The organism is Nitrosopumilus sp., from assembly GCA_029862745.1.
In the GTDB taxonomy this organism is placed as follows: Archaea; Thermoproteota; Nitrososphaeria; order Nitrososphaerales; family Nitrosopumilaceae; genus Nitrosopumilus.
In genome coordinates, this window is the sequence record JAOTWS010000003.1 from 154,158 (window position 1) to 180,573 (window position 26,416).

Sequence of the window (26,416 nt, forward strand, 5' to 3'; positions counted from 1 at the left end):
ATTTTGTTTCTCTTGATTTTCTTATCATTAATTGTGTTTTATTAATAATTTTTGAATATTGTTTGACAAAGATACCCATTTCCTAGTTGGGCAGATTACACGTCTTCATCTTTTTCATGTTTTAATGAAATTGAATTAATACAGTATCTCTGATTTGTCGGTTTTGGCCCATCATCAAATACATGGCCTAAATGTGCCCCACATTTGTTACAATTAACTTCTGTGCGAATCATCCCATATGCGGTATCTGAAATATATTCTATCTTCTTTTCATCCAATGGTTTCCAAAAACTTGGCCAACCTGAGCCTGAATCAAACTTTGTATCTGATGAAAAAAGTTCTTCTCCACAACACACACATTTGAAAGTGCCTTTCAGAGAAGTATTGTTATATTTTCCAGAAAATGGGGGTTCTGTTCCATGGTTAATGCATATCTCATATTGATCTGGTGTTAGAATCTTTTTCCATTCTTCTGGTCTTTTTTCAATTTTTTCGGTCATTGTTATTATCTAAATGGTTAGTTGCTCTATTATTTTAGTTTCTTTCTTTTTTCTTCGGTTCTTTTTTCGGATTCAAATCTTTCTAAATCATATTCTTTCATATCAACATACTTCATAATTTTACTCAAATTTGGATGTACTTTATTTATTTGTTTGAACATTTGTTGTGCTACTTGTCTATAATCAATATGGCCCTGAGGTACAGTTCTCAATTCAATCAGATGGCATGCTTCACGAAGATTAAATTTCATTAAATAAGGATAATTGTATCCAAAATTTACAACATATTGCGCTTGCTCAGGATATTTTTGTCTGATTTTTTTAAATACATCTTTAGTCTTCTCCATACATTCTTTGAAATCTTTCTCTATGCCAAGAATTGTAATTTCATTTGGCATACTAAACCCATGGTCTGTTGTTAACAACTGTCTTTGTAGGGTTAGCGCTCTATGTCTGTGAAAATCTCTAAACATTCCAAAGTTATTACACAGATCAAATGTGTAATAAACATGTTCAAATGCTCTTGACGGTCTGTGACGTCTATTTGTCCTAAGTTTTGCAAATGTTTCAATAATTTTATTCTTATTTTGTTTCGACATTTTTTTTACTTGTAATAAGATATCTTGATATGATGTACTTGGTGATTGATCATAAATCATACTTGCAATAATTTTATTTATTGCACTGGTTTCTGATTCATATTCTACTAGTTTTGTTATAGCACCAACCTTTGATTTGGATTTAATTTCGTTTACAATAATTGATTTAGATTTATTTTTGATGTTTCTAAGATATTTTTGAAATACTTTTCCATATTTGTCATCTGCTCTCCTGACAAAAGATTTGATGGTTGTATCTAATTCTTTTTTAATTTTTGAGGCTAGATCTTGTTCTTCTCTTAGTTCAGATGATCCTAAAACGGTAAGAAGGTATTCAAACGCTCTTCCATTTCCAGTTATTCCAACATTGGTCAACGTTGATGCAGGTAATAATCCTCTGAGAATATCTAAAGATTTAGCTTTCGTCGAACCCTTGTAAATCATTTTGGCAGATTTTATATCATCCTCATTTTTTAATTTAGAAAATAATTTTTCTTTTCCGTCCCTTGAATCTTTGAAATTATATTTTTCTATAGGATATTTTTCTCTAACGTAGTTAACCATGGGTTCTATATTTTTTGAATAAATATCAAATGAAAAATTACAACTATCTTCATAGAGATCTGCAAATCTTGATTTCATGATTTGAGGATCCCTGTAAAATCGATATTTTCCGTTTTCTTTTTTATTCCATGCAACATATCTGGACGATTTTTCTAGATATGATAATCCTATTCGTCTATCTTCAATTTTTTTTACTGCAATATTTGACAGGCCCTCAATGGCAATTTGGGCTTCTCCTAATTCTGCAACAGAATCATCTCCGTATTCTAAAAGTACCTTATCGTAAAATTCATCTCCCCTATTTTTATTTTGTAAAAACTCATCAAGAAAAATTTGTCTCATGCTTTTGTCAGTTCGACTATATCTAGACATCAATGCACCGCGATCAACCTGTCTTGGTGTGAGGATTGCAAAAACGTCATCGTCAGTATTTGAAAAGTGATCGGATAAGATTTTTTTTTCCTTAATTGAAAATTCTGACAATATCGATACGGTGATTCTCAATTATTAATAGTCTATTTCTTTTTTCCAATTTGAATTAGATCTGGGCCTTTATCTCTATCTTTGTTTTGTCCTTTTGCTTGCCATCTCAACAATACTTCTTTGAAATTTGCTGCATCAGATTCGTTTTCGGTATACATCAATGTAGTAACCCAAAAACCTTTCTTTGCAGTTTTACCTCCAACAGAATTCATCCAAAAATCACTTGGTAAACTCTCTAAAGATTTATTGTCAGGATCTTTTGTAATTTCAGACCATCTACTTGCGACGAAATTCAAAATTTGCTCAAGTTCTTCTTTTTGAATCATGGTACTGGTACTATGTCTTTTAATTTTAAAATTACTAAAATTCCATTTACAGCAATTTTGTTAAAAAAATCTAACTAAAACTAAAAACATTACTTACACTTTGTCGGTTATACAAAAATCATGAGTCAATCATATGACAAACGACGATATCGAATTTATCGGTAAGAACGTCAAAGACATGTACGGAACATTCATGGGTAAAGTCATAGGAACAATAACTGATATTGACGGTAGTATTCAATCCGTTGGTATTGACTGCGGTTCTCAAGGACTACAGCAAGTCCAGTATGAACAATTAGTGGTCCAAGGGGATATTGTTATCTTCATTCCTAAATGGAGGTTAGACTCACAAAAACTCATTCGTGAAAAACAATTAACTCTACGTCGTCTAAAGGCATTGATAGATATTGTTTCAGAAAATGATGACATGAAAGAGGATGCAGAAATCATTCATGAAAAATACAAGTCAAAACTTGTATCATTGGATAAAACAGAACATCAGATCAAAGCAATACTTGAGACAAGATTAAATGAGTTAGAAGAACAAATGCAGTCTGCAAAAATGTTATTGTTTGACGCAAAAGTGCAATACAAGAGCAACGAAATCTCAGACACGATATTTGAAACCGTGAAATCATGCACAACTGAGGTAATTGAGCATGTAACACACGAAACAGCAGAAATCGCAAATGTGAAGAGAAGGATTTCAGATCTTGAATTAGAAGAACACGAAATGACGTTTCCTACACCAAACATCCAAGAATCAGCCGTTTCATACCTGAAGACTCCTGAACCAGAACAATTAGTTCAGACAATACTTCCGGAAGCACCAACAGAACCAGTAGTTAGACATTCAGAATCAATTGAAGCTAAAGTTGAACCAACACCAAAATCTTCATCTGAAGTCACAGTTAAATTTCCAGAACCACCCCAACAGGTGACACCAGAAACATCAAATGATGACAATGACAATGATTGGTTATCAAGAATGGAAGCACAGTAATTTTTTTAACTTATTTTTTTAATATTTTACAGAATCTAATTTGCCAAATGTCATATTGGTTTCTGATTTTATACATATTCAATAGACCTCAACTATTGAGAATGAAGATGATAAGTATATTGAGAACACAGACCATACAATAAAGATCATAGTAATAGATTTGAAAGATTATATCAAAAGCCAATAAAAGTAATATTCCTATTTATATTTTCTTAAAAATTTTTTATATTTTTTGTATGAACCAAATTTGATTCTAATTATTTTTCTTGAAAAAAGATTCTACTTCAGATCTAGTTTTAGTACCAAGTTTAATTGGGATTTTTTTATTCCATGGAATATATTCCCATTTCCACAGATCATGATTATTGTCATGTGGTGCTAATGCATGGTTTGATGTGTTTACAAAAATTACAGGATGATTCATATCTTGAAAATAGTATTTTACTGGAATTATTTTTTTATTATGAACTGTGTCTTCAAAAAGATTACTTTTCCCACTGTAAATATTATCAAAGAAGAATTGATTGTCCTTAAAAGAAAAGGTTTCAATATCTACAATCCTTTTGTATTTCAATAATCGTATATATCTGTAAATACCATCTAAAATTCCATGCATCCTTAAAATTTCATCTTGAAAAACCAATGTTATTTCATAAGATCCATCATTTTCTTTATGCACGTGAATCTCTCTAAGAAAATTCTCCCAAGCATCAATTTTTGGCTGATATATTACTGGAATCATAGAAGTATTCCTTTCCAAGTAATCTGCTTCTATTATTTTTGTGCCAGATTCATTGTTTCTTTCTTGAAGTATGGTATTGTAAAGATCTTCTGTTTCATGTTCATAATCAGACCATATTTTTACATCCTTTAGATCTCTATGATGTTTATCATTACTTTGCTCTAAATCAAAGACAAGAATATTTTGATGATCGACTGTCTCTTTTTGTACATTTGATATAATAAATCCCAACATAAGATTAACCTCAAAATCAGATTTCATAAATTTTGAATATCCTGATTTTTTTCTTCTAACGATTACTCTTGCTTTATTATCATTCATTCCAATTACTTTGACGTTGCAATCTTTGTAATCCCAAATTCTTTCTTTATTTTTCCAAGAAAGATAATATCTTTTAGATTCTTTTACTTCATCGTATATTTCCTGCCTGTATGAAAAATGAAACATAATTTTTAATTACTTTGCACGACTAAAAGATTTGTGGCAGAATATACGGTAAGAGGCCAAATTCACAATGTTAATAATTTAAAATTTTATGTTGAAATTTTAGATAACGATCAACATTGGTTTGATGATAGAATAAATGATCTCTTGGGTTCTTCTTGGACTGATGATTCTGGGAAATTCGAGGTTACTTTTATCGATGAAGCATATAGAGACAATTGGCTTGAAGGAAAACCTGAGCTGTTTGTAATAGTAAGAAACGAATTAGGAGTAATATGCCACACAACAAAAACAAAGAGTCCATCAAACCCAAATGATGCTGCAAATCTAACTTTTGATATTACTATCCAAAAGGAGAATTCTTTTGATGATAGTCCATATGATGCTGCAAATATCAAAAGAATAGCAGCATTTGCAAGAGTTGGAGATAGCATAGATTTAACAGATAATGTTAGAAATTCTTTTAGACTGTTAACTCAGACCATTAATGCATGGCTGCTCTACACAAATGAGAGTAAATGGAACCTTATCAAATATGATGGGCCACAAGTAGAACGCTATCCCTGGCGTAATCAGCACACTCATAAATTAAAATGGGATAATGGATCATGACAAATACCATTTACGGTATTGACAAATTTGAGAAAAGGGCAGAACCATACGAAGTGATTCAAAAAGATGTAATCCGAGATGTTGATGTATGTGTAATAGGATCAGGTGCTGCAGGAGCAATACTTGCAGAAAAATTTGCTGCAGCAGGTAAAACAGTTGTCCTATTAGAAAAAGGAGGTTACTATGATGGTGAATCTATGAATCAACTAGAAAATGACATGATCTCACTACTGTGGAAGAATAGTGGGGCCAACTTCACATCAAATCTGAAAATTGCCATAGCTCAAGGCTCTTGTCTGGGAGGATCCACTGTGATTAATGATGCAGTGTGTTTTAGAATTCCAGAACTTGTAATTCAACAATGGAATAATTTAGGGGTGAACATCTCAAAGGAAGAATGGGATTATGCAAATGATGAAGTATCATCAAGAATTAATGTTACAAAGGTAACAGAGAATGAATTAAATGAGAACGCAAAAAAACTCCGACAAGCATGCTCAGAGATACAAGTCAATGGTGAATCAATTACTGAACATCGTGTGAATGATAGAAATTGTGGTCCATCCTGGACTGATCCATCACTTCAATCATGTGTGCAATGTGGGTTTTGTCATTTAGGGTGTCATTATGATACAAAACAAAGTATGCTAGTTACATACATCCATGATGCATTGCAAACTAGTGAGAATTTTACTATATATTGTAATTGTGAGATAAATAAGCTCGTTCATTCAAACGGAGTGGTAACTGGAGTTGAAGGTTCATTTATTGACAACACAGGAAACGAAAAATATCGTATTAGAGTCAATGCTCAGGTAGTGGTGATTAGTGCAGGTGCAATAGCATCTTCAAATCTACTGCAAAAATCAGGTGTGGCCAACAAAAATATTGGAAATGGATTAGCATTGCACCCAGCACCATTTGTTATGGGTCATTTTAAAGAAAAGATCTACGGAAATAGAGGAATTCCAATGTCATATACATGTCACCAATTTGGAGTTACAAACAATATTCGCAGAGGAGGCTTTTTAATTGAAAGTATATTCTTGCCAATATTTCAAATGGCACTTGCCATACCAAACTTTGGTTTGGATCATGCAAGGCTAATGGCAGAATTCAATAACTATACACTTGCAGGAGTAATGGTAAGAGATGATTCGGTAGGTAAAATCATAAAAACTTTTGGAGGCAATCCAAAAGTGTTATACGAATTAACAAATGATACGATAGATGACATGTCTAGAGGCATGGCATTACTTGCACGAATGTGGTTTGAAATAGGTGCGGATTATGTAGTTACATCACACAATGATGTACCTGAACTTCGAGGCATATGGGATATTCCAAAACTAGAGAAAGCAGTAAGGGAGAATCCAGACGGTCTTAGAGTAGGTTCAGCACACCCACAAGGTGGAAATAGAATGGGGGATGATCCAGAAAAGGCAGTTGTTGATTCCAATTGTTTAGTATTTGGATTTAAGAATCTCTATGTATGTGATGCAAGTGTTTTTCCAACTGCTCTTGGAGTGAATCCTCAGTTAACTGTGATGGCACTTGGGGCATTAACTGCAAACAAGATACTTGCAAATTGGCCTTCAGATATTGTTATCCCTCATTCACTTGGAAACACTTGTAATTTATCTCAGACACAAAATTGTTTATCAGATACTATTGGCGAGATGTTTTCAGTCACAGAGCACAAACCGGAATTATTTGATAGTCTAGAAAATTCAGTATCAAATGAAATTGTTCCTGGAGAGAATTGGTATTTTGATAAAGGTACATTGATGATTTCAAATAATCTCTACTGGAAGGGATTTTATGGTAGAAATGCAGATATTACAACTACTGGATTAAGGATTTTTGGAGGATTTTATAAGAGATTTAGAAGACTAAACTCCGAATCATTTAGCGGTGTTACAAAGCCGTTTAATGTTCCAGTGTTTGCAAAAAGCATTGCAAAACAAAAAGAATTGGCAGGACATGGAAAAGTTATTCATCTTGAATATGAAGATACACCATTCAACCAGGCATATGACATATTAAAGATAGTGGATGAAAACCATATTCTAGGAAAAGCATTTTTGGGTTCGTTTGGTCGTGGGCAACAATTATTTGATTTTAGCATGTCTAGAACATATCCAATTGATTTTATGGGTGAAGACGATCTTACCACTTTATTCTATAATGATGAGTTTAGTCATACTCCTACTAAAGATGAGATGATTGGAAGATGGGAGGGGGTACTTGTTTCAGATTCATTTGTAACTCCTAGAAGCCAAGTCTTTGATTTTGATTATGATGGAAGTGGAGAATACCAAATGCATTACAACTTTTCTAATATTATACAAGGATATTCTGAAGTCTCTACAAACGAGAATTTGTTCAGATTCGATGACTTTACACCATTTCATGATGAATTAAGAATGATAAGACCTGATTTTGTTGTAGGAAAATGGGTAACTGATTGGTCATCGGTACAAAACAACAGATTTTCAATTTTAGAGTTAGAACATCTCATTAACTCTGGTGCAAGTACAATTCAGGTTTTGGATAGCATCTATAAGATTTTTAATTTAAGAATACCTAGACTTCCACAAGAAATCGGAGTAAGTTTTTTGAATGTTGAGAATCATCCACAAAAAGGTTCAAGAATAGGATTAAGTTATATTCTTAGAAAAACAAACTAGGGACAAAATATAGGAGATAATTAAAAACAGAAGAAATCATTCTGTTGGATTCATCATTAGATCAATTAGAACAGAACATTGTTAGTTTATGATATTCAAGAATTGTGGATTTCTGATATTTCTATAGTTCAATTGATACTGGATTTCTACTTTTTATATTCCTATGAAAAAATTAGGCGTGATAAAGATAGAAAATTAAACTAAATTTAATTAATTATAAAGATCTAAGTTCATACACTTTTTGATGTCTGAGACATATAATATTGGACTTGGAAAAAATGATTCAGATTTAAGAAAAAAGGCGGATTCTGATTTTGTGTCTTTTTGGGGCGAGCAGGCAAAGAATCTAACTTGGTTTTCACCATGGTCTCAAATTCTAGATTGGAAATACCCATTTGCCAAATGGTTTGTCGGGGGTAAAATCAATGCATCATATAATGCCCTAGATATCCATCAAAAGGCAAATGCTAACAAACCTGCCATTCTTTGGGAAGGAGAAAATGGGGAATCTCGTATCATCACATATCGTGAAATGTACACTCAAGTACAAAAATTATCAAATGTTCTCAAATCTTTAGGTGTCCAAAAAGGAGACAGAGTTACAATATATCTTCCAATGATTCCAGAATTACCCATTACAATGCTAGCATGTGCAAGAATTGGTGCAATACATACTGTGGTATTTTCAGGATTTAGTTCTACATCCATCAGAGATAGAATTATTGATTCAAAATCAAAAATCGTCATCACTGCAGATGGAGGATATAGACGAGGAAATGTTGTTAAACTCAAAGAAGTCATAGATGATGCAATCAAAGACTGTGATTTCATACAACATGTTATTGTTGTAGAGAGAACCAAGAATACAATCACACTTAATTCGAGAGATAGTCTTTGGAGTGATTTGATGAAAGATGTTTCTAATTCATGTGATGCAGAAAAACTAGATAGTACACATCCTCTCTATATTTTGTACACATCTGGAACTACTGGAAAACCTAAAGGGGTTTTACATGGAACTGGAGGGTATCTAACACACTTACATTCTACTTTCAAATGGGCATTTGATATTAAGGATTCTGATGTATTTTTTTGTACTGCCGATATTGGTTGGGTGACAGGTCACAGCTATGTTGTCTACGCACCTTTACTTCATGGTGTAACACAAGTAATCTATGAGGGGGCACCTGATTATCCAGATGCATCACGAATGTGGAATATTTTACAAAAATATCATGTCACAATTTTTTACACAACTCCAACTGCACTAAGAATGTTTATGAAATTTGGTGACAGTATTCCAAATTCTTTTGATCTTTCATCATTGCGATTACTTGGAACTGTAGGTGAGCCGATAAATCCTGAAGTTTGGAAATGGTATTTTAAAACTATTGGAAAAGAAAAATGTCCGATAATAGATACTTGGTGGCAAACTGAAACTGGAGGTATGATGATTTCTCCTTTACCTGGATTAGAGACTATTCAATTAAAACCAGGTTCAGGAACTAAACCAATTCCAGGGGTAGATATTGCAGTAGTTGATGACATTGGAAATATTGTTTCTTCTAACACAAAAGGGTATTTAGTAATCAAAAACCCATGGCCTGGGATGTTTTTAACATTATGGAATGATGATAAAAAATATTCCTCGGTATACTGGTCAAAATACAAAAACTTCTACTACTCCGGAGATTATGCACTCAAAGATGACGATGGGTATTTTTGGTTGCTAGGACGTGCAGATGATGTTTTAAAAGTTGCAGGTCATAGGATTGGAACTGCAGAACTTGAAAGTTGTATTGTATCTCATAAGGATGTTGCAGAAGCTGCAGTATGTGGAATTCCAGACGATTTAAAAGGTGAAGTGATTATTGCTTTTGTCGTTTTAAAACACGGAATTACGAAAGATTCCAACCTTTTGGAAAACGAAATAGCAGATAAAATTAGATCTAATATAGGTGCAATTGCAACACCAAAACAAATCTATTTTGTTTCAAAACTTCCAAAAACGCGTAGTGGAAAAATAATGAGACGGCTGTTAAAAGCTATTGGAAATAATGAACAAATTGGTGATGTTAGTACCTTAGAAGATGGTGCTGCAGTAACCGAAGTTCAAGCTGCCTTTGATGAAATTCAAAAATCAATCAGAGATAAATCAAAATAATTTGTTTCTATGTAGACACTCATAAAATCAGAAAAAATGTATATTTTGCGACATAAGCCAGAATACAGATAACAATCCCATTGCAATTTAAAAATAGAAAAAATGATTTGATGTCAAGAAATACAAATATTCATAATGAATGTAAGTATAATGTTAGGAAATGGCGATTTAGAAAGTTTATTTTACAATAACTTTTACACATTATAATCAAAAATATTCATTAGAACACCACCATGAATTCTAACGTCCGATCATCAACAAGGTTATAAGGGATGAATTAGTAAATCTTAAATATTACCATAAAAGGTTTTGAGAGAGAAAATGGCTAGAAAAATCAATCCAAAAGATAAATGTCCAAGATGTGGTCAGGGAACACTGGTTACAGACGCCAACACAGGTGAAAATTTTTGTGGTAAATGTGGATTTGTTATTACTGATAAGGTGGAAGAATCAGGTCCAGAGTGGAGGTCATTTTCAAATGAAGGTGAAAACAAAAGTAGGGCAGGAGTTCCAACATCACTTGCCATGCATGATATGGGGTTAGCCACTGTGATTAATCCACAAAACAGAGATGCAACGGGTAAGCCACTAACTGCTGCCATGAAAAGTACCATAGAGAGACTAAGAACATGGGACAGCAGAAGTCAGGTACATGAACCAGTAGACAGAAACTTTAGACAAGCATTTAGTGAATTAGACCGATTAAAAGACAAACTAGCTGTGGGTGATTCAGTTATTGAAAAAGCTGCTTACATTTATAGAAAAGCTCTCGAAAAAGGACTAGTCAGAGGACGTTCAATCTCAGCCTTGATTGCTTCAGCACTATATGCAGCATGTAGAGACACAGAAACACCAAGAACCTTAAAAGACATAGGATATGCAAGTAACATTAAACGTAAAGATATTGCAAGGTGCTATAGATTATTGTTAAGAGAATTAAATTTAAAGATGCCAGTAGTTGATCCAATTAAATGCATTTCAAGAATTGCCAGTAAGGCAGGATTATCTGAAAAAACAAAAAGGAAAGCAACAAAAATTTTACAGACAGCCGAAGAACAAAAAATTTCTGCAGGTAAAGACCCCATGGGATTAGCAGCTGCAGCATTGTATGTTGCATGTGTTACAAATGGGGAAAATAAAACACAACGAGACGTAGCAGAGGCTGCAGGAGTTACAGAGGTTACAATTAGAAATAGATACAAAGGTTTGAAAGTAGCATTAAACCTCTAAACGAAGTTTTTAGAATAAAGTTTATACAAAAACATAATGCTCAGAGACAACATTCCTGACATCAATAACAATATTTCCAGATAAGACATAAGTGAATGAGAAAATGCTTCTTCAATAGAAATAAAATTTATTTGTGAAAGAAAAGTAGCATATGCAAATATAAAATAATTTGTTGCCCAATGAATCAAAAGTGAAGCAACAAAACCATATTTCAGATAGACCCAACCAAGGATAATTCCACTCACAGATGCTTGAACAAATTTTCCTTCACTCCAAGATTCACCAAATGCAATATGTGCAAAACCAAAAAGAACTCCTACAAAAATAATCAGAAAAATTGCTTTTTTACCGTTATGAATATTTAAAATATTGGGGGTCCACAAACAACTCAAAAAATACCTCAGTGAAAATTTAGTGGAATAAAAAACAAACAATGGAATACCCAATAAAATTAAGCGAAATCCAAATTCTTCTATTATAGGTGCCAAACTAACATAAAAAAATTGAATTAGATCATTTTCGGCCATAGGCGGAACAATACTAATTTCAAATTGTTCTTGAACAAAATTAATCAGTATTGACACCAGGACCAAAATAGATAGCCATTTAGTCACACCAATCATATAGTTTGATCTATCATCGTATTTTCCAAAAGATATCATCAAAGACATGGTTTTAAGAAACCCATGTCGGGGCCCCAACAGGGCAATTACGAAAAATACAAGATAGAAAACCCACAAAATAACAAAGATGTCGCCGATACTAACATCAGTTGAGGATTGATAAAAAACAGTATCTTTGAAGAGAACTAAATGGGTTAAAGGATATTCGAAATTAATATCTTCACCAATTTCACTTTCAAAGAAAACATAAATTCCTATGGGAAAAGAAATGAGTAATAACCCAAAAATCAAAGACAAGAAAGTAGTGAATGGGATTGCTATAAATTGAAATATTTTATTTGAATTTTGCAATTTATTCTAATGCAATTCTATAGTATCTTCTGCAAAACCTAAATGAATCAAGGTATCTTTTATTGTGTCTCTATGATCACCCTGTAAAAAGATGTACCCATCTTTGGCAGTTCCACCGCAGGCATATTTGTTTTTTAGATCTTTTGCAACAGTTTCCAAGTTATTTAATTTAGGATCTAATCCCTCAATCATAGTACCTTTTTTCTTGAATCTCCTAGTTTCCAATCGAATAATAATTTTAGTACTATCTTTGGCAAGTTCACCACAAGCACATAGATCTTCTGGAAGACCACAGGTATTACAAATTACTGCCATTCGTTCTAACTAATTTCAATTATACGCACTATTAAGCCTTGTTTGAATATCAAATGGAAAATAGAAATAATTGAGTTGTGTAGAGACATAGTGAAACATTGTCAAAAGATCTTACAAAAAAAGCTGTAGAAATGTTGTTAAACGGAGCAACACTACTTAGTGAACCTTGTCCATATTGCTCAGGTGTACGAGTAATAAAAGAAGGGTATGCCTTATGTATCAGTTGTGGGCGTGAGCCTAAGAAAAAAGAAATTCGTATGGAAAAGGCCTCAGAAGGAGAAAAATCGTCAATCCAAAAAACATTAGAAAAAAAGGTAGAAACACTATCAAAAGAATTAGAGGTAGAACCTGATTATGAAAAGCAGCAAAATATTCTAAAAACCATTAATTTGACATTAGAAACCATAGAGAAAATTAAAGGCAAATAGAGTTAATCTCAAATTATCCCAAAAATGGTTCAGAATTTTAAAGATTTGAATTTTAATTATGGCAAATTAAAAAAAACTAATTTTTAAACTTTGATACTATGATCATCTGGCTATAATACGCTGAAATTCTAATTGCAGTGATTAGTTCGCTTGAAACAAGAAATATTGTAAAGGTGGCATAGTTTGAACGAACATAGACATAAATGATAAGTAACCAATAAACCACAAAAAAATTACAAATGGAAAGATAAAGAAATTTGTTGCAATAAATCCTATTATTCTAGGTGCTACTAATGCCTTCTTACCAGTTGATTTGAATTTTCCTTGTGTGATTCTCTTTTCTAAATTTAGAGAAAACATATCACGTTTAGATGAGAATCGATAAAAATAAAAAACAAATATTCCATAAATGACTATGCCAATTGCAAATCCCATAAGATCATAGATAGATTATTTCGTATCTATTTCTTGAATTAATTCATTAAAATAATCTAAAACAATAATTTCTGAATCTCGAGTGTTTAATACAATTTTCATTATATTCTGATTTTTTAGAATTTTTTCAGATATTAATTCTACCTTCTCGACATTTAAAATTAATTCGTCATCCTTCTGATATGTCTAAAAACTTTGATTGGTCTGATGGGTCATCATATAATATCTAAATGACGTTACTACAACTACCAAAATTAATGAAAAAATGAAACGCTTCAATTAACATAATTTTTTAAAATATTGGTTTCAACTTCTTCCACAATTCTAATATACTAATTTGTCAGATGTTTTATCTTAATTCTCAAGCAATTATTTTTTGTATGTTTATTTTTTGTATGTTTATTTTCTCTAAGTTGTTTTAGAAATTTGCTTTTAAGGGAGAATCAATGTATTAATCTAGTAAGCATTAAGAACAATTATGCCATAATAGTTGGAAGTCATCTTTTTTGTCAGTTTATGATCAAATTTCTAAATGCCAATATATGTTACGGTTGATCCCCCAACTGATAGAAAAATTTCAATGACTACAACGAGTACATTCTTTTAGAATAGAAATACTGCATCTAGTGTTTAATTAAAAAGAATTTATCCAATGTGTTAAAATATCTGAAATCGCATTTAGGCGTATCATGATGCCTATATTTATAATGGATAAAAAAATTAGTATTTTACTTGTTTTTACCCTAGTAGTATCATTTTTTGCTTGGTTTGAAATTACAACCTTTGCAGATTCTGACAAAGATAGTGTAATGGACTCTATTGACAACTGCCCTTTAAATGCCAATTTGGATCAGTTTGATTTTGACTTTGATAAATTGGGAGACGAGTGTGATACTGATGATGATAATGATGGAGTATTAGATTTTATTGATCAGTTTGATTTAGACCAGCTAGAATGGATTGATTTTGACTTTGATGGAATTGGTTCATCCGGAGACCCTGATGACGATAATGATGGTATTGTAGATATTGATGATTCAATCCCTGTACCACCTTCAGAAAAGTTGGCTACAAAATATCTTCAGGACATACACATCTGTGCTGAGATGGTCAATAGTACTAGTCATCTTGTTTGTTATTCTCAGTTTTTTGGCAAGATTGTAAAGAATGAAAAAAACAGCTCTGATGCACTAGAACTATCTATAGCATTATCTAAAATTGGTGCAATAGATGATTGTCATTTTGTATCACATGTAATTGGTCATACTGCATATAATGAAACCAGAGACGTAAGAAAAAGCCTACAAGGGATGGACGGTACTATGTGCAGAGGGGGTTATTTCCACGGAGTATTGGCATCTTATTTCCACAGCATTAATGAATCCAGAGTATCTTTTCCAGATTCATATCAAACAATATGTGATGATTTGATAGGTTCGTCAAGCTATCAAGACTGTATTCATGGTTTGGGACATGGTTTTGTACATTATTTTGAAGGTGATATAGAGTCTTCACTGGAAACATGTCATGAATTATCATTTTATCAAAATATTTTATGTGGGAAAGGCGTCATGATGCAGCATACAGACAACATGCTTACAAAAAACAAAATGTCTGATGATGTGATCTCTAATCTTTGTAATGAAGTACAACTAGAAAGAAATGACTATGTAGAATGTAATAGGTCCACTGGAACTACGCTTGCATTTTTTACTGGACATAATTTTGAAAAAGGCAAAGTACTGTGCAATCTAATTAAAGATGCAGACGCAATGAATTATTGTGTAGAGGGATTGTTATTAGAGATTCAAGATTCAGAAAGATACGAATATGCGCCTCTAACAAAGGATATCAGAGAGAAGTTCCAACCACAGATCATTGAAGGTACTAAAAATATTGATATCAGAAGTCCTGCAATAATATCTAATTTTGAATTTATACCTAAAATTGGGATAATCTCATTTTCAATAGATAGTCCACATTATGTGATATTGTATATACCAAACGAATTTGTTTCATCAAAAATGGCAGTTACGGTTAATGGTAATATCCCAAATCAGTTGGAGATAAAAAATAATGTCTTGGGAGAAGATGTTGCCATGATAAGTTTCGTTCCAAATGAACCTGGAATTATTTTAATCACCCATCTAACTCAGTAATGAGAGGAGGAATCAAAAAGGTTCAAAAGTACAACATACACAAATCTGGATAGATCAATATTGTTTAAACATAATATTTTAAAATCTTGTTGTTTATTCTACTATTACTAGACAAAGCATTGTTTATTGGTCCCATAAAATTGACTAGCTAGTATCAAAAACAATTTTTCAATTTAAATTGATAATATTATGATTTCCAACAAGAAAAATTGGATGCTGTTTATAATTCCATCCAGTATTGCTGCTGAGGGGTTGCACATTGCAATTCCTTTGTTTGTTTTATTTCTTGGAGGAAATGTAGTAGATGTTGGACTCGTAGTTGGACTGCATTATGGATTTTCTTCATTAGGCTCTATTTTTTGGGGTAAAATTATTGATAAATATCAAGTAAAGAAAGGAATTTTGATAATTTGTTTTTCAGTAATTGCTGCAACTAGCTTGGCCATGTATTTTGTATCTGAAATTAATTTTGTTTTCATCCTATCAGCAATTCTGGGATTTTTCATAATTGGGAAAAATCCTGTAACTCAGATTTTAGTTATGGAGTCTGTTCCAAATAACCAATGGGGTGTTTTGTTTTCAAGGATTTCAATTATTGCAAGCTTGGGTAGCCTTTTAGCATTTCTTGTAGGGGTATTATGGGATTCATTTTTTGATCTTAGACCATACTTTATTTTTTGTGCTATGTCTAGCACTATTGCTGCAATACTAAGTATGCTAGTAGAACAGAAGAGCTTTATCGAAAGAGAGACAATTTTGCATTCAATTTATGGTCTAAAACATATTTTCAACTATAACAGATATCACTTTCAAGTAGTATATCAAAGAGTTCCAAAAATTCAGGATTTCAAACACATAATTTCAATTTTCAAAGGTAAAATTTCACATGAGATAGGAATTTTATTTTTTGCAAATTTTTTGTTTTATTTTGGTAGTAACACATACTTTACTGCATTTATTCCATTCTTAAAGAAATATGACTTTACTGACTCGCAAGTTTTTCTAGTGTATATGCTTCAAACTATAACATTACTTGCAATCTTTTTTCTAGTTCCTAGACTAATTGCAAAAATCTCTGAAGAGAGGGCTACACAACTAGCGTATATTCCACGAGTGTTAGGAGTTTTAATCGTTGCCGTGATTTTTCCTCAAGTGATCGGTACAGAATCATTTGTTACGGCAGTAATATCTTCATGCTTGATGGTTGCAGCATTTTCAATATACAGTACTTCAAATTCACTAATTTTATTCAAAGCCATTCCACAAGGATTTGAAGGTACATACTTGGGTGTGAATAGCTTTATGATTGGAATAGGGATATTGTTAGGTTCTTTGACTGCGGGATTTATTTCAAGTGCATTAAGTTACTCCGTATCTTTTGGCATTGCAGTAGTTTTGATAGTGTTATCACTTCTAATGTTTAGACTTTATTTAAAACACGTATTGTCGCATAAGGCTATTGACTAAATTAGCAACAATATTGTCTGATTAATCGTTAAATATTTTGATTTTGAATCTATACCTATCTGATCCATTTCTAACCAAAAATAGTAAGCAGAATACCCCAGAACTCGAACTCAGATCAAGTAAAATTAAGAATAAATTGAACTTAAGGTCAGATTTTGCTTCATGAATAAAGTTTTTATGTTAAAATTCTTGATGACGAATCATAATGAGTAGCAATAAAAAATCAGCACCACTGCCAGCATCAAGTGGAGGCCTCATGAGGTTCTTTGAGGATGAGACAAAGGGATTTAAAATAGATCCAAAAATAGTGGTATCAATTCCAATTAGTTTAATTGTAGTTTCATGGGTAATTGATGTATTCCTATCTCCGTGAGAAAATGGAAAAAGAGTCAGATGACGTTTCAAACATACATAACAGGTTTTCCCTTACTCTAGTTAATCCATCATCACATTATTTTTCACTAGCAATATCATTGATAGTGGCAGCAGTAACAGTTCTTGGCATATATTTTGGTTATTTGGGTTATTTGGGATTTGAAGAAAATTGGTATAGATTACCATTAGTTTTAGGAGTATTATTTTTAACACAGTTATTAGACACACAATTTACAAAGAAAAAAGAATATTCGAAATCATTACACTCATCTCTTTTTGGAAACATGTTGTGGACAGTCACACTTATGATGGGACTACTTTCAAGTGTGGTATTATCAAAAGACATTGAATTATTCTTTATAACTTTTGGAATGTTTTTGTTTGCTAGTTTTAGAATAGGAATTTACACAACAACTCTTGGAGTCAGTCTCAAAAAAGCTTGGGCGATTTGTTTTATTCAGCCCCTAGCAATGTATTTGATGTTAATTCCACAAGATATGTGGATTACAATATTGAGTGAGCCAGTTGGATTAGGTTACGGAGTATCTTTTATGATAATTGCAAGTGTGTGGTCAATTTTAACAGATAGAGCAGGAAGGCCGGGAATGGAAAGTACGCATAAAACTATTCAAGCATATCTTGCATCACAAGGAAATGATTTTGAAGATGCTGAGAAATTAATGGAACAACATTCAAAGGAAACCCAGGTATCAACATCACAGATAAAACTATCATCACAAATGAACGGAAATGAATTTCGAATGGTGCTACCAGAAATACATCCGGGGCCTTATCATCCAGTTGGAGGGAGTAACATCCCATATCTAATTTACAAAAACTTGTCATCATCAGCAATGGTCATGCATAGTATTTCAGATCATTCTCTTAACCTACCATCAAGAAATGAAGTAGAGAATTATCTCAAAAATTTAGAAAATAATGAAATCAAGGAAGAAGGTGTACAATGTACAGAGCCAGTAACAGTGCAGATTAACAAGGCAAGAGTAACTGGACTACTTTTTGGAAATAATCCATTGTTATTTTTATCATTATCACCACATGGAATGGAAGACATTCCAAGCTACATGAAAACAGAGATTGAGCAATATGCAAAAAATCGAAATTATTCTAGAATAATGATAGTAGACTGCCATAATGCCATGGGTGATGAGATTTCTAAAGAAGATGGTCAAGACATGTTAAAAGCCGCAAAATCATGTCTAGATACTCTAATTACAAAAGATAATTTTCCCATTGAATTTGGCTATGCAAATTCTGATGACATGGATGTGTGGGCAGAAGATTTGGGATTAGGAGGACTAGGTATTGTTTGTCTTAAAATCAATAATAAAAAATATTTTCTTGGGTGGGCAGATGCCAATAATATGGAAAACGGGGTAAGAGAAAAAATCATAGAGAATTTTGCAAATAATAATTATCAATTACTTGAGATCTGTACATCAGATACACATTATGCCCCTGTTAAAGCACGGAATAGAAATGGATACTATCAATTAGGACTGATCACAAGTGCAGACAAACTTTCAAAATGGTTTCTTGAGATTACAAAAAAAGCTGAAGCAACGATCACAATAGCAAAATTTGAGATTTTAGAAAGTCAGAGCGAAGTAAAAGTTATGGGTCAGACCATATACGAAGATTATTCTAAAGCATTAGATAATTCATTAAAAATTACAAAGAGTTTTGTTATTGGAAGTCTCTTGTTATTCATAACGAGTCTTTTTCTATAGTAGTCATTTGATCAAGATTTCCATAAAACTCATCAATAAATGAGGATAGTTGAAAAATAGGAACAATTGGAACATTTTCAATAAAATCTATTTTATCCTGATACAATGTAACAATTACAGGTACTGCCATAGCACCGGGGGTTTTAGAAATATAATGTTTGGTTCTTTCAATTTGTTTTTTTACAGCAGTGGATAATAAAGAGACACTATAGCGTTTCCAGTGTTTACAATCGATTAAAATTGCAATACCTAACCTGATTCCAACAACATCAATTTCCATTCGAGGTTTAGTTAGAATTAAATTTTTTATTACTGCAAAATTTTTTGAAGATAAAATTTCTGCAGTTAAACCTTCAAAATCTTTCCAATCTAAAGAGACAGATACTTCATCTATAGGGGAACCTTTTTCAAGCAAAGCAATGGCGATTTTTAATTTATCTCCATCTTCAAAATAATATGTGTTATCTTGTTTTGTTCCAATATTATTTTTGATAAATTCATCTAAAATCATTTCAGAATCAATTAAATTCATTTTTGTGACTGCAGAGAAATCTTGTGTAGACACTCCACCTTGTATTATTCCATTCAAACAAGTAATCATTTTTGGATAAATTTTCAATTGTAAGTTTTGATTCACATTAGAAATATAGGTTTTAGTCCTAATAACATCGGGGTATTATGATATAGGTTTTATTATATGTTTTAGAAAACAGGGTTATGAAAAAATTGCTAGTGATCATACTAGCACTTTCAATTACATTTAGCATATACAATGAATCATTTGCAGAAAAAGCCACATTTTTTGATTCAGTTAAATTCATTCAGTATTTAGATGAAAATACAGCATTAGAAGAAGTGCGAAACGGAAATCTCGATATATATTATGACAGAATTTCTCCAGACAGATTAGAAAATCATCAAGCACGTGAAGGATTGCAGGTATTTGATTCAACTGGTAGGTCATACAGTATATTGGTAAACCCTGCAGAGTCTAAAGAATTTAATCCATTTTCAAGCAAGGAGATAAGATTTGCTCTTAATTATTTAATAGACAGAAAATTAATTGTGAACGAGTTAATGGGAGGGTATGGTTCACCAATTATTTCATACTACAACCCTTCAGATCCAGAATATCTAACAGTAATTGAACAACTTGAGATGTTTAATTTCAAGTATAATCCCACATTTGCAAATGAAGTAATTTCAAAAATATTAAATGAGAAAGGAGCCATAAAAATTGGAAATAAATGGCAAATTAATGAAAAACAAATAGAGATTAAAATTTTTATCAGAAGCGACGATCCAATTAGAAAAGCAATTGGCGAAGTATTAGCAGCAGAATTAGAAAAAATTGGATTTACATTAAAAAAAGATTTCGGGGATTTAAATAAAGCATTTGTTGTTGTTTACGGTTCAGACCCAGCTGAACTAAAATGGAATATATACACAGAAGGGTGGGGGCATTCAGCATTTGTACGGTATGATTCTGTTGGGCTAGGACAAATGTATTCACCTTGGTTTTCATATATGCCTGGATTTAATAATCCGTCATTTTGGAATTATCAAAATAAAAATTTAGATGAACTTACTCAAAAAATATACACCAGTGATTTTGAAACATCAGAGAAAAGATCACAGATAATCCAGAAAGCTGTTAAAGAAGGAATTAACGAAGGTGTAAGAATTTTTGTAGCAAGCAAAATAGATCAATATGTTGCAAACAAAAAAATCAGCGGAATTGTTAATGATTTTGGAGCAGGGGTGCCAAGCAGATTTACTCCAATTAATGCAAAAAGTGATCACAGTGAATTAAAAATAGGTGTAAAACAAATCTATCAAGGCGCTTGGAATCCTGTAATGGGACTAACAGATAGCTACAGTAGACATATTTGGGATATTGTCTCAGATCCTGCAACATTCAAGCATCCATTTACTGGTGAAACATTTCCAGTCAGAACAAAATGGCAGGTTGAAACTTCAGGTCCAAATGATAAATTGAGTGTTCCCAAGGAAGCAAAAATATGGAATCCGTTATTACAAAAATGGGGAAATGTGGAAGAAGGAACACTTGCAACAAGTAAGGTAACATTTGATTTTGATTTTAGTAATTGGCATAATGGAGAAAAAATGGACATACATGATATTTTACATTCACTTTATTTTACAATTGAGTGGGGGACCCAGATTGATGAAAATGATAAAACGTTTGATACAGAGTTCACTCCTAGAGCAGCTCAAAGTATTCAGACACTTATTGGAATAAACCCAATTGATGAGGATACAATTGAAGTTTACGTCAATTATTGGCATTTTGATGAAGGTGAGATAGCTGATTGGGCAGTATTATGGAGTTTAGTACCATGGGAAATTACATCAGCCATGGAAAAGGCAGTAATTGATGGAAAAGTTTCATTTTCAAGATCAGAATCCACTAATAAAAATGTGAATTGGTTATCATTAATAATTCCAAACGATGCAAAGATTATCAGAGATTATTTACTAGAATTTAAAAATTCAAAATTCATACCACAGTCATTAAAAGAAAGTAATCAAAATTTTGAATATTACCAAAAAAGATATGATACATCAATTAAATGGATTGAAGAAAAAAATCATGCAGTTATCAGTAATGGTCCATTCTATCTAGATTCATATTCACCAGAATCACGAACGATCAAAGTTACGACATTTGATGATGATTCTTATCCATTTAAAATAGGGAAATGGTCTGAATTTGAAAAACCACAACTCCCATCTATAAAAAAAATAGAGATGGAAGAAATAATTAAAAAAGGAGAGATACTTAATTTGATAGTCAATGTCGAAAACTCTGATTATGTATTATATTTTTTAACAAATTCTGAAGGAGAAAAAATCAAATCAGAAACACTTGAAGTTACAAACAATAATGTGATCATTAACATCCCTTCTGAAAGCACATATAATTTAGAGATAGGTGCAAACAATATCAAGATATTTGCAATTTCAAATTCAATACTAAAACCTGATTTTTATGAATCGAGCTTTCTTGTAACTAACAATAATACAAAGATACCAGAAAAGACGAATGGCAATATAAAATTCTCTGAAAATAATTCAGAGAATTGGATTTGGATCATACCAATTATAAGTATTTTAGGAATTTTGATCTATCTAAAAAAACGAAATCACAATAAGCCATAACATTTGAGAATACCATCAATTTGATCTTCATTATCAAGTTTCAAGTATTCCTCCAATAGATTTTGATTAAGCTCGTAGAAAGTGTGACCCCATTTGAATTTGTTAAGTAATTCTAAACTTTGTTCTTTAAAACCTAAAATAAATAATGAAGCAGATAATGCTTCAACAGTAGTTAATTTGTTTAGTCTTGCATAATTAAGAGGGTTTCCGGCAAGGAGTGGTGGAAGTTTTCTTTTAATACCAGCAAATTTTTTAGAAAATGCCTGATCAGCTAGATTCCAAGAACAATCAATTCCAACAATGGAGTGAATTAATGATTTATCTTTAGGCAGCAAAGTTTTTTCAGAGAATGGATCCAAAACTAATCCCTTACGACTAATTTTTTTAATATTTTGAGCAAGTCCAAATTTAACCATTTTAGCTGCTGTACATTTTTTTGGATCATCCTGATAAAACATTAAAACTTGTAATTTCATTTTAATCAACAGTTAGATAAGAACTATTTTGAACTTACTCTAAAGTTTTGTACGTTATCTTGTAATAAAACCGTGAAATCTGATCATCATCTTTGAGTATTTCAACAGTCCAAGTTTCATTGGGTAAAAATTCATCAGAAGACTCTGGCAAAATACTAAATTTTTCAAGACGTGCATCTGAACCACTATATCTAACATTCAGATGATTTCCATCAACTTCTATAGTTTGGTAGATTTGTCCAGGAGTTCTAGTAGATTCATGTACCAAGCAATCATTATCACTAGGACCAATAACACAGATTCCACTGGAAGTAGAAACCTTAAGATCTACAAATGATTCATCTCCTCGTACTGAAGTTATCAAGGAACCAGCAAGTACTTTAGGCGCAATAGATGCAATATCAGTAGTTTTTTCTTCAGTCAATATAGATATCGTATTTTCAGAGATTCTATTTTCCCTCTCAATTACAGTACTAGGTTTAATGGCTAGTGGTTTTTCTACAACATCAAATAAAATAGATTTAGTTTCAAAACCGGAATCAACTGTTATCTCATAAGAGCCAATTGCAGAAAAAGTGTCAGGAATTACAAATTGATAAGTAAATGATCCAGAAGAACTTGGGCGAATTGTAGTTACAGGGCCAGTATGTTTACCGCAATTAAATGTACCACAAGTAATTTGTGAGTCAGATTTTTTGATTATACTAACATCAAATTTTTCAATATAGATCAACTTGTTTGGTTTTCCATTGATTTCCACTACATCACCAGGATAGTATTGGGTTTTATCGGTAGACAGTAAAAGAGTCACGGGTTTGTCAACACCAAGTGCATAATCATTTGCAACACTAAAAGTTGATTCACTACGTGCACTTCCATAAAGAGCTTTTATAGAATATGTCCCTTCAGGGAATACTGGTATTGGTAATTCAAAGAGACTGGTGAATTCTCCACCCTGATTAGGATAAACAGCAGATTCGTAAATTTGTTTTGCTGGGAATGAACCATCCAATACCTTAATTGTAACTCGCTGAGTAACAACAAGTCCCTCATCACCTTGTGTACGCTTTAGAACATTTCCTACAACTTTGAGTTTTTCTCCTGCCTGATACAATGATTTTTCAGTAGTTACGTATAGAGGAGATGTACTTAGAGTATCATTTTCTGGATCCTCGGAGACTTTGAAGAAAAGAGAGGTGCTCTCACTGCTAGTTGATACTTTAATTTTGTAAACTCCAAAATTAGATTTGACTACATCTTTTCCCGTATTGACTTTGATATTCTGTACTTTTTCTGCAACAGGCGCAGTCCAAGACCAGGAGAAACGTTGATTATCAATAGTGGCTCCAGAAAGAACTTTTGTTCCATCAGGTTTTGTCAATGTAATAGTTACGGAAGCAGCACCTGTAGGAGGCATAATTCCAGTTAAATGAACAGTTTCACCTAGACCGTATACGTCTTTATCAACAGATATTATTGCACCATCTTTCAAATCAAGTGGATTAATTACCGAAAATGTTTTTGTTGCAACATGATTTGAAAATTGAGATTTTATGACATAGTTTCCTTCTGTAAATACACTTCTTGTCACATCTAAATTAAGCAAATAATTTCCAGATGTTTCAGGAATTGCTGTAAAAACATATGCAACAGCCACGTCATCGCTATATTTTGTTTGTGTACCAGATAAAGCCGTGATCTTTAACGGGGTTCCATCTTCATGTGAAATAGAAATTTTTACAGGTACGCCGGTTTTATAACTTGAATTACTGAGTGGATCTTTTATGAAACCACTAATAACCATTTTATCTCCAGGTTCATAAACTTCTTTATCAGAATTAACTGTCAATGATGAATCAGAATCTACAAAACTCTCAGGATTGGAAACTACATGGATAATACTAGTTGCAGTACCAATACTTTTTGAAACGGTGATTTTATAATCACCTAATCGTAATTTATTGTCTGGAATTGTAAAACTATAAGCAAATGATCCATCACCCATAATTCTCACACCATCAGAAATCTTAAATCCAGAATTGCTGCCAGTAGAAGAACTTCCTATCGAAGATTGTTTTGTTTGAACAATCTCCAAATCCAAAGTGTTAACCCATTGCTGGTTTAGTCTACCAGTAATTTTGACTTGATCACCAAGAGCATAGGCTACCTTATCAGTCCAAATTGAAATTGGTACAGATTCTTTAATATCCTCTACTACATCAAAATTAACAGAGGTAGATTTACCTGAATATTCAGCATAAATTTCATAAGTTCCATAGACAGGTGTTACTGTGGATACATAGAAAGTAGTTTTGAATTCACCATTAGTTGGATATAGATTTCCAACAGATACAACTTTGTTGTTAGAATTTTTTACAATCAATTTCATTCCCTCAAGAGGGATAATGTTTGAAGCATTTCCAGTGATTGTAACTGATTGGCCTGGAATGTATTGCGAGTTATCAGTGAATATGCTAAGCGAATCTTCAGCCTTTATTACTTGATCAGGAGTTTCATAACCTACAGAAAAGTCAGTACTAGCATGTGCACCGGCATATGTGACAGATACATTGTATATTCCTTCATAAATTCCTAAAACTTGTCGTAGACTAAGTGTTGCTTTATAATTAAGATTAAGATCAGGATACATAGTCATAACCTTGTTAAAATTTGGACCAGTGATAGTGATGGTAATTTGTTGAGGTTGAAAATATGGTTTCACAATAAAAACTTGTTCAGATACACTACCACGAATTATAGCAGTTTCACCAAACAGATAAAAATCTTTTTCAGATGAAACAGAGACAGTAACATCATTTGATTCTTGAGTATTAACAAATTTGCCATTAGATGAACCAGCAGTTGATTTTGCGAATTTCCAATCAGTTAAAGTATCCAAGTCATAACCATCATAGATTCTCTGCCAAGATGTAAAATCATTTTTGATATCAGTAAGTATAGAAGTTTTATCAATGACAACACCATTTTTGTCTCTAAGTTCAACAGATTCATTAGAATCAGTAAACCAAAGATTTTGATAAGAATAAGTTAAAAATTGTCCAGATTTAATTACAGTTCCACTTGGTATGGTCATTGTTTTTTTCAAAACTGTAGTCGAGGCAATTTTCCAACCACCCAAATCAACATTAGCATCTGTAGGGTTATAGAGTTCCACCCATTCAGTAATAGATGTTGAATCATTTCCTGGTGGATTGATATCTACTTCATTGATTACGACATGATCAGCGGTTTGAGCATATACAGGTACGATAATTCCCACAAGCAAAAAAAGACAAAATACTAAAGGTAGATTACGATTCATTATTGCTTCCTGATAAGATGATTTAAAAGCCTCATTTTAGAATGGAATTGAGCAAAAGTTGAGCTTGTTGTTAAAGTTGACCTCAATTGTATGACTTTTTGTGGATTTTTCATGTCTAAATTACAATTTTTTGGTATTTAGATGACACGTAGGATTGATCCGAATAGAAAAGGC

The 26,416-nt window shown here is 32.3% G+C and carries 20 protein-coding genes; 11 read left to right on the forward strand and 9 right to left on the reverse strand.

What is annotated here, in order from left to right; all coding sequences use genetic code 11:
• Nucleotides 1–95: 95 nt before the first annotated feature.
• From msrB to OEM44_04380, 3 genes are read right to left on the reverse strand one after another with little or no spacing between them, the layout of a single operon-like run.
• Nucleotides 96–500, reverse strand: coding sequence for a peptide-methionine (R)-S-oxide reductase MsrB (msrB, locus tag OEM44_04370; protein ID MDH3516034.1), 405 nt, complete (start codon nucleotides 498–500; stop codon nucleotides 96–98).
• A 29-nt stretch (nucleotides 501–529) separates the two neighbouring features.
• Nucleotides 530–2,146 (reverse strand): FAD-dependent thymidylate synthase, encoded by a 1,617-nt coding sequence (locus OEM44_04375; protein MDH3516035.1) that lies wholly within the window; start codon nucleotides 2,144–2,146, stop codon nucleotides 530–532.
• A 32-nt stretch (nucleotides 2,147–2,178) separates the two neighbouring features.
• On the reverse strand, nucleotides 2,179–2,472 hold the full coding sequence (locus OEM44_04380) for a hypothetical protein (GenBank protein MDH3516036.1): 294 nt from the start codon (nucleotides 2,470–2,472) through the stop codon (nucleotides 2,179–2,181).
• A gap of 133 nt (nucleotides 2,473–2,605) precedes the next feature.
• Between OEM44_04380 and OEM44_04385 the strand changes: the two genes are divergently transcribed.
• Complete coding sequence (locus OEM44_04385; GenBank protein MDH3516037.1) at nucleotides 2,606–3,475, forward strand: CdvA-like protein; 870 nt, start codon at nucleotides 2,606–2,608, stop codon at nucleotides 3,473–3,475.
• A 253-nt stretch (nucleotides 3,476–3,728) separates the two neighbouring features.
• Here the strand turns inward: OEM44_04385 and OEM44_04390 are convergent, their stop codons facing one another.
• On the reverse strand, nucleotides 3,729–4,664 hold the full coding sequence (locus OEM44_04390) for a hypothetical protein (protein MDH3516038.1): 936 nt from the start codon (nucleotides 4,662–4,664) through the stop codon (nucleotides 3,729–3,731).
• A 33-nt stretch (nucleotides 4,665–4,697) separates the two neighbouring features.
• Here OEM44_04390 and OEM44_04395 point away from each other — a divergent pair, with 33 nt between their 5' ends.
• The 4 genes from OEM44_04395 (at nucleotide 4,698) to tfb (ending at nucleotide 11,357) form a co-directional block, all read left to right on the forward strand.
• Complete coding sequence (locus OEM44_04395) at nucleotides 4,698–5,273, forward strand: hypothetical protein (protein MDH3516039.1); 576 nt, start codon at nucleotides 4,698–4,700, stop codon at nucleotides 5,271–5,273.
• Nucleotides 5,270–7,963: a GMC family oxidoreductase gene (locus tag OEM44_04400; GenBank protein ID MDH3516040.1), complete on the forward strand. Its 2,694-nt coding sequence runs from the start codon at nucleotides 5,270–5,272 to the stop codon at nucleotides 7,961–7,963. The genes OEM44_04395 and OEM44_04400 overlap by 4 nt, the downstream gene beginning before the upstream one ends.
• A 244-nt stretch (nucleotides 7,964–8,207) precedes the next feature.
• Nucleotides 8,208–10,127: an acetate--CoA ligase gene (gene acs / locus OEM44_04405; GenBank protein MDH3516041.1), complete on the forward strand. Its 1,920-nt coding sequence runs from the start codon at nucleotides 8,208–8,210 to the stop codon at nucleotides 10,125–10,127.
• A gap of 321 nt (nucleotides 10,128–10,448) precedes the next feature.
• Nucleotides 10,449–11,357, forward strand: a complete 909-nt coding sequence (gene tfb, locus OEM44_04410; GenBank protein ID MDH3516042.1) for a transcription initiation factor IIB — start codon at nucleotides 10,449–10,451, stop codon at nucleotides 11,355–11,357.
• Here tfb and OEM44_04415 read toward each other — a convergent pair.
• A complete protein-coding gene (locus tag OEM44_04415; GenBank protein ID MDH3516043.1) occupies nucleotides 11,354–12,331 on the reverse strand; it encodes a CPBP family glutamic-type intramembrane protease in 978 nt (325 codons plus the stop codon). The two genes, tfb and OEM44_04415, sit on opposite strands and share 4 nt — an antisense overlap.
• Nucleotides 12,332–12,337: 6 nt before the next feature.
• Nucleotides 12,338–12,646: a translation initiation factor gene (locus tag OEM44_04420; GenBank protein MDH3516044.1), complete on the reverse strand. Its 309-nt coding sequence runs from the start codon at nucleotides 12,644–12,646 to the stop codon at nucleotides 12,338–12,340.
• Nucleotides 12,647–12,744: 98 nt separating this feature from the next.
• On the opposite strand from OEM44_04420, the gene OEM44_04425 reads away from it, so the two are divergent.
• The 5 genes from OEM44_04425 to OEM44_04445 all read left to right on the forward strand — a co-directional run bounded on the left by OEM44_04425 (nucleotide 12,745) and on the right by OEM44_04445 (nucleotide 19,261).
• Entirely contained in the window at nucleotides 12,745–13,074 is a 330-nt protein-coding gene (locus tag OEM44_04425) for a hypothetical protein (GenBank protein MDH3516045.1), read from the forward strand.
• A 1,142-nt stretch (nucleotides 13,075–14,216) separates the two neighbouring features.
• A complete protein-coding gene (locus OEM44_04430) occupies nucleotides 14,217–15,668 on the forward strand; it encodes a thrombospondin type 3 repeat-containing protein (protein MDH3516046.1) in 1,452 nt (483 codons plus the stop codon).
• A 189-nt stretch (nucleotides 15,669–15,857) separates the two neighbouring features.
• Nucleotides 15,858–17,135 (forward strand): MFS transporter, encoded by a 1,278-nt coding sequence (locus OEM44_04435; protein ID MDH3516047.1) that lies wholly within the window; start codon nucleotides 15,858–15,860, stop codon nucleotides 17,133–17,135.
• A 205-nt stretch (nucleotides 17,136–17,340) separates the two neighbouring features.
• Nucleotides 17,341–17,508 carry a preprotein translocase subunit Sec61beta gene (locus OEM44_04440; protein ID MDH3516048.1) on the forward strand — a complete coding sequence of 56 codons (168 nt, stop codon included), beginning with the start codon at nucleotides 17,341–17,343 and terminating at the stop codon, nucleotides 17,506–17,508.
• Nucleotides 17,509–17,512: 4 nt separating this feature from the next.
• Nucleotides 17,513–19,261: a DUF2070 family protein gene (locus OEM44_04445; GenBank protein MDH3516049.1), complete on the forward strand. Its 1,749-nt coding sequence runs from the start codon at nucleotides 17,513–17,515 to the stop codon at nucleotides 19,259–19,261.
• Here the strand turns inward: OEM44_04445 and OEM44_04450 are convergent.
• Nucleotides 19,239–19,862 carry a hypothetical protein gene (locus OEM44_04450; GenBank protein MDH3516050.1) on the reverse strand — a complete coding sequence of 208 codons (624 nt, stop codon included), beginning with the start codon at nucleotides 19,860–19,862 and terminating at the stop codon, nucleotides 19,239–19,241. The genes OEM44_04445 and OEM44_04450 overlap by 23 nt on opposite strands.
• A gap of 116 nt (nucleotides 19,863–19,978) precedes the next feature.
• Here OEM44_04450 and OEM44_04455 point away from each other — a divergent pair, with 116 nt between their 5' ends.
• Nucleotides 19,979–22,444: an ABC transporter substrate-binding protein gene (locus OEM44_04455; protein MDH3516051.1), complete on the forward strand. Its 2,466-nt coding sequence runs from the start codon at nucleotides 19,979–19,981 to the stop codon at nucleotides 22,442–22,444.
• Here OEM44_04455 and OEM44_04460 read toward each other — a convergent pair.
• The gene (locus tag OEM44_04460) at nucleotides 22,429–22,920 is read right to left on the reverse strand and encodes a DUF367 family protein (protein ID MDH3516052.1); all 492 of its coding nucleotides are present in this window, start codon (nucleotides 22,918–22,920) and stop codon (nucleotides 22,429–22,431) included. The two genes, OEM44_04455 and OEM44_04460, sit on opposite strands and share 16 nt — an antisense overlap.
• A 34-nt stretch (nucleotides 22,921–22,954) precedes the next feature.
• Entirely contained in the window at nucleotides 22,955–26,242 is a 3,288-nt protein-coding gene (locus OEM44_04465; protein ID MDH3516053.1) for a lamin tail domain-containing protein, read from the reverse strand.
• Nucleotides 26,243–26,416: the final 174 nt, after the last annotated feature.

Coding starts and splice junctions, on each gene's coding strand:
- msrB (MDH3516034.1), bottom strand. CDS start 500: ATGACCGAAAAAATTGAAAAAAGACCAGAAGAATGGAAAAAGATTCTA.
- OEM44_04380 (MDH3516036.1), bottom strand. CDS start 2,472: ATGATTCAAAAAGAAGAACTTGAGCAAATTTTGAATTTCGTCGCAAGT.
- OEM44_04385 (MDH3516037.1), top strand. CDS start 2,606: ATGACAAACGACGATATCGAATTTATCGGTAAGAACGTCAAAGACATG.
- OEM44_04390 (MDH3516038.1), bottom strand. CDS start 4,664: ATGTTTCATTTTTCATACAGGCAGGAAATATACGATGAAGTAAAAGAA.
- OEM44_04400 (MDH3516040.1), top strand. CDS start 5,270: ATGACAAATACCATTTACGGTATTGACAAATTTGAGAAAAGGGCAGAA.
- acs (MDH3516041.1), top strand. CDS start 8,208: ATGTCTGAGACATATAATATTGGACTTGGAAAAAATGATTCAGATTTA.
- tfb (MDH3516042.1), top strand. CDS start 10,449: ATGGCTAGAAAAATCAATCCAAAAGATAAATGTCCAAGATGTGGTCAG.
- OEM44_04420 (MDH3516044.1), bottom strand. CDS start 12,646: ATGGCAGTAATTTGTAATACCTGTGGTCTTCCAGAAGATCTATGTGCT.
- OEM44_04430 (MDH3516046.1), top strand. CDS start 14,217: ATGGATAAAAAAATTAGTATTTTACTTGTTTTTACCCTAGTAGTATCA.
- OEM44_04435 (MDH3516047.1), top strand. CDS start 15,858: ATGATTTCCAACAAGAAAAATTGGATGCTGTTTATAATTCCATCCAGT.
- OEM44_04440 (MDH3516048.1), top strand. CDS start 17,341: ATGAGTAGCAATAAAAAATCAGCACCACTGCCAGCATCAAGTGGAGGC.
- OEM44_04445 (MDH3516049.1), top strand. CDS start 17,513: ATGGAAAAAGAGTCAGATGACGTTTCAAACATACATAACAGGTTTTCC.
- OEM44_04450 (MDH3516050.1), bottom strand. CDS start 19,862: ATGATTACTTGTTTGAATGGAATAATACAAGGTGGAGTGTCTACACAA.
- OEM44_04455 (MDH3516051.1), top strand. CDS start 19,979: ATGAAAAAATTGCTAGTGATCATACTAGCACTTTCAATTACATTTAGC.
- OEM44_04460 (MDH3516052.1), bottom strand. CDS start 22,920: ATGAAATTACAAGTTTTAATGTTTTATCAGGATGATCCAAAAAAATGT.
- OEM44_04465 (MDH3516053.1), bottom strand. CDS start 26,242: ATGAATCGTAATCTACCTTTAGTATTTTGTCTTTTTTTGCTTGTGGGA.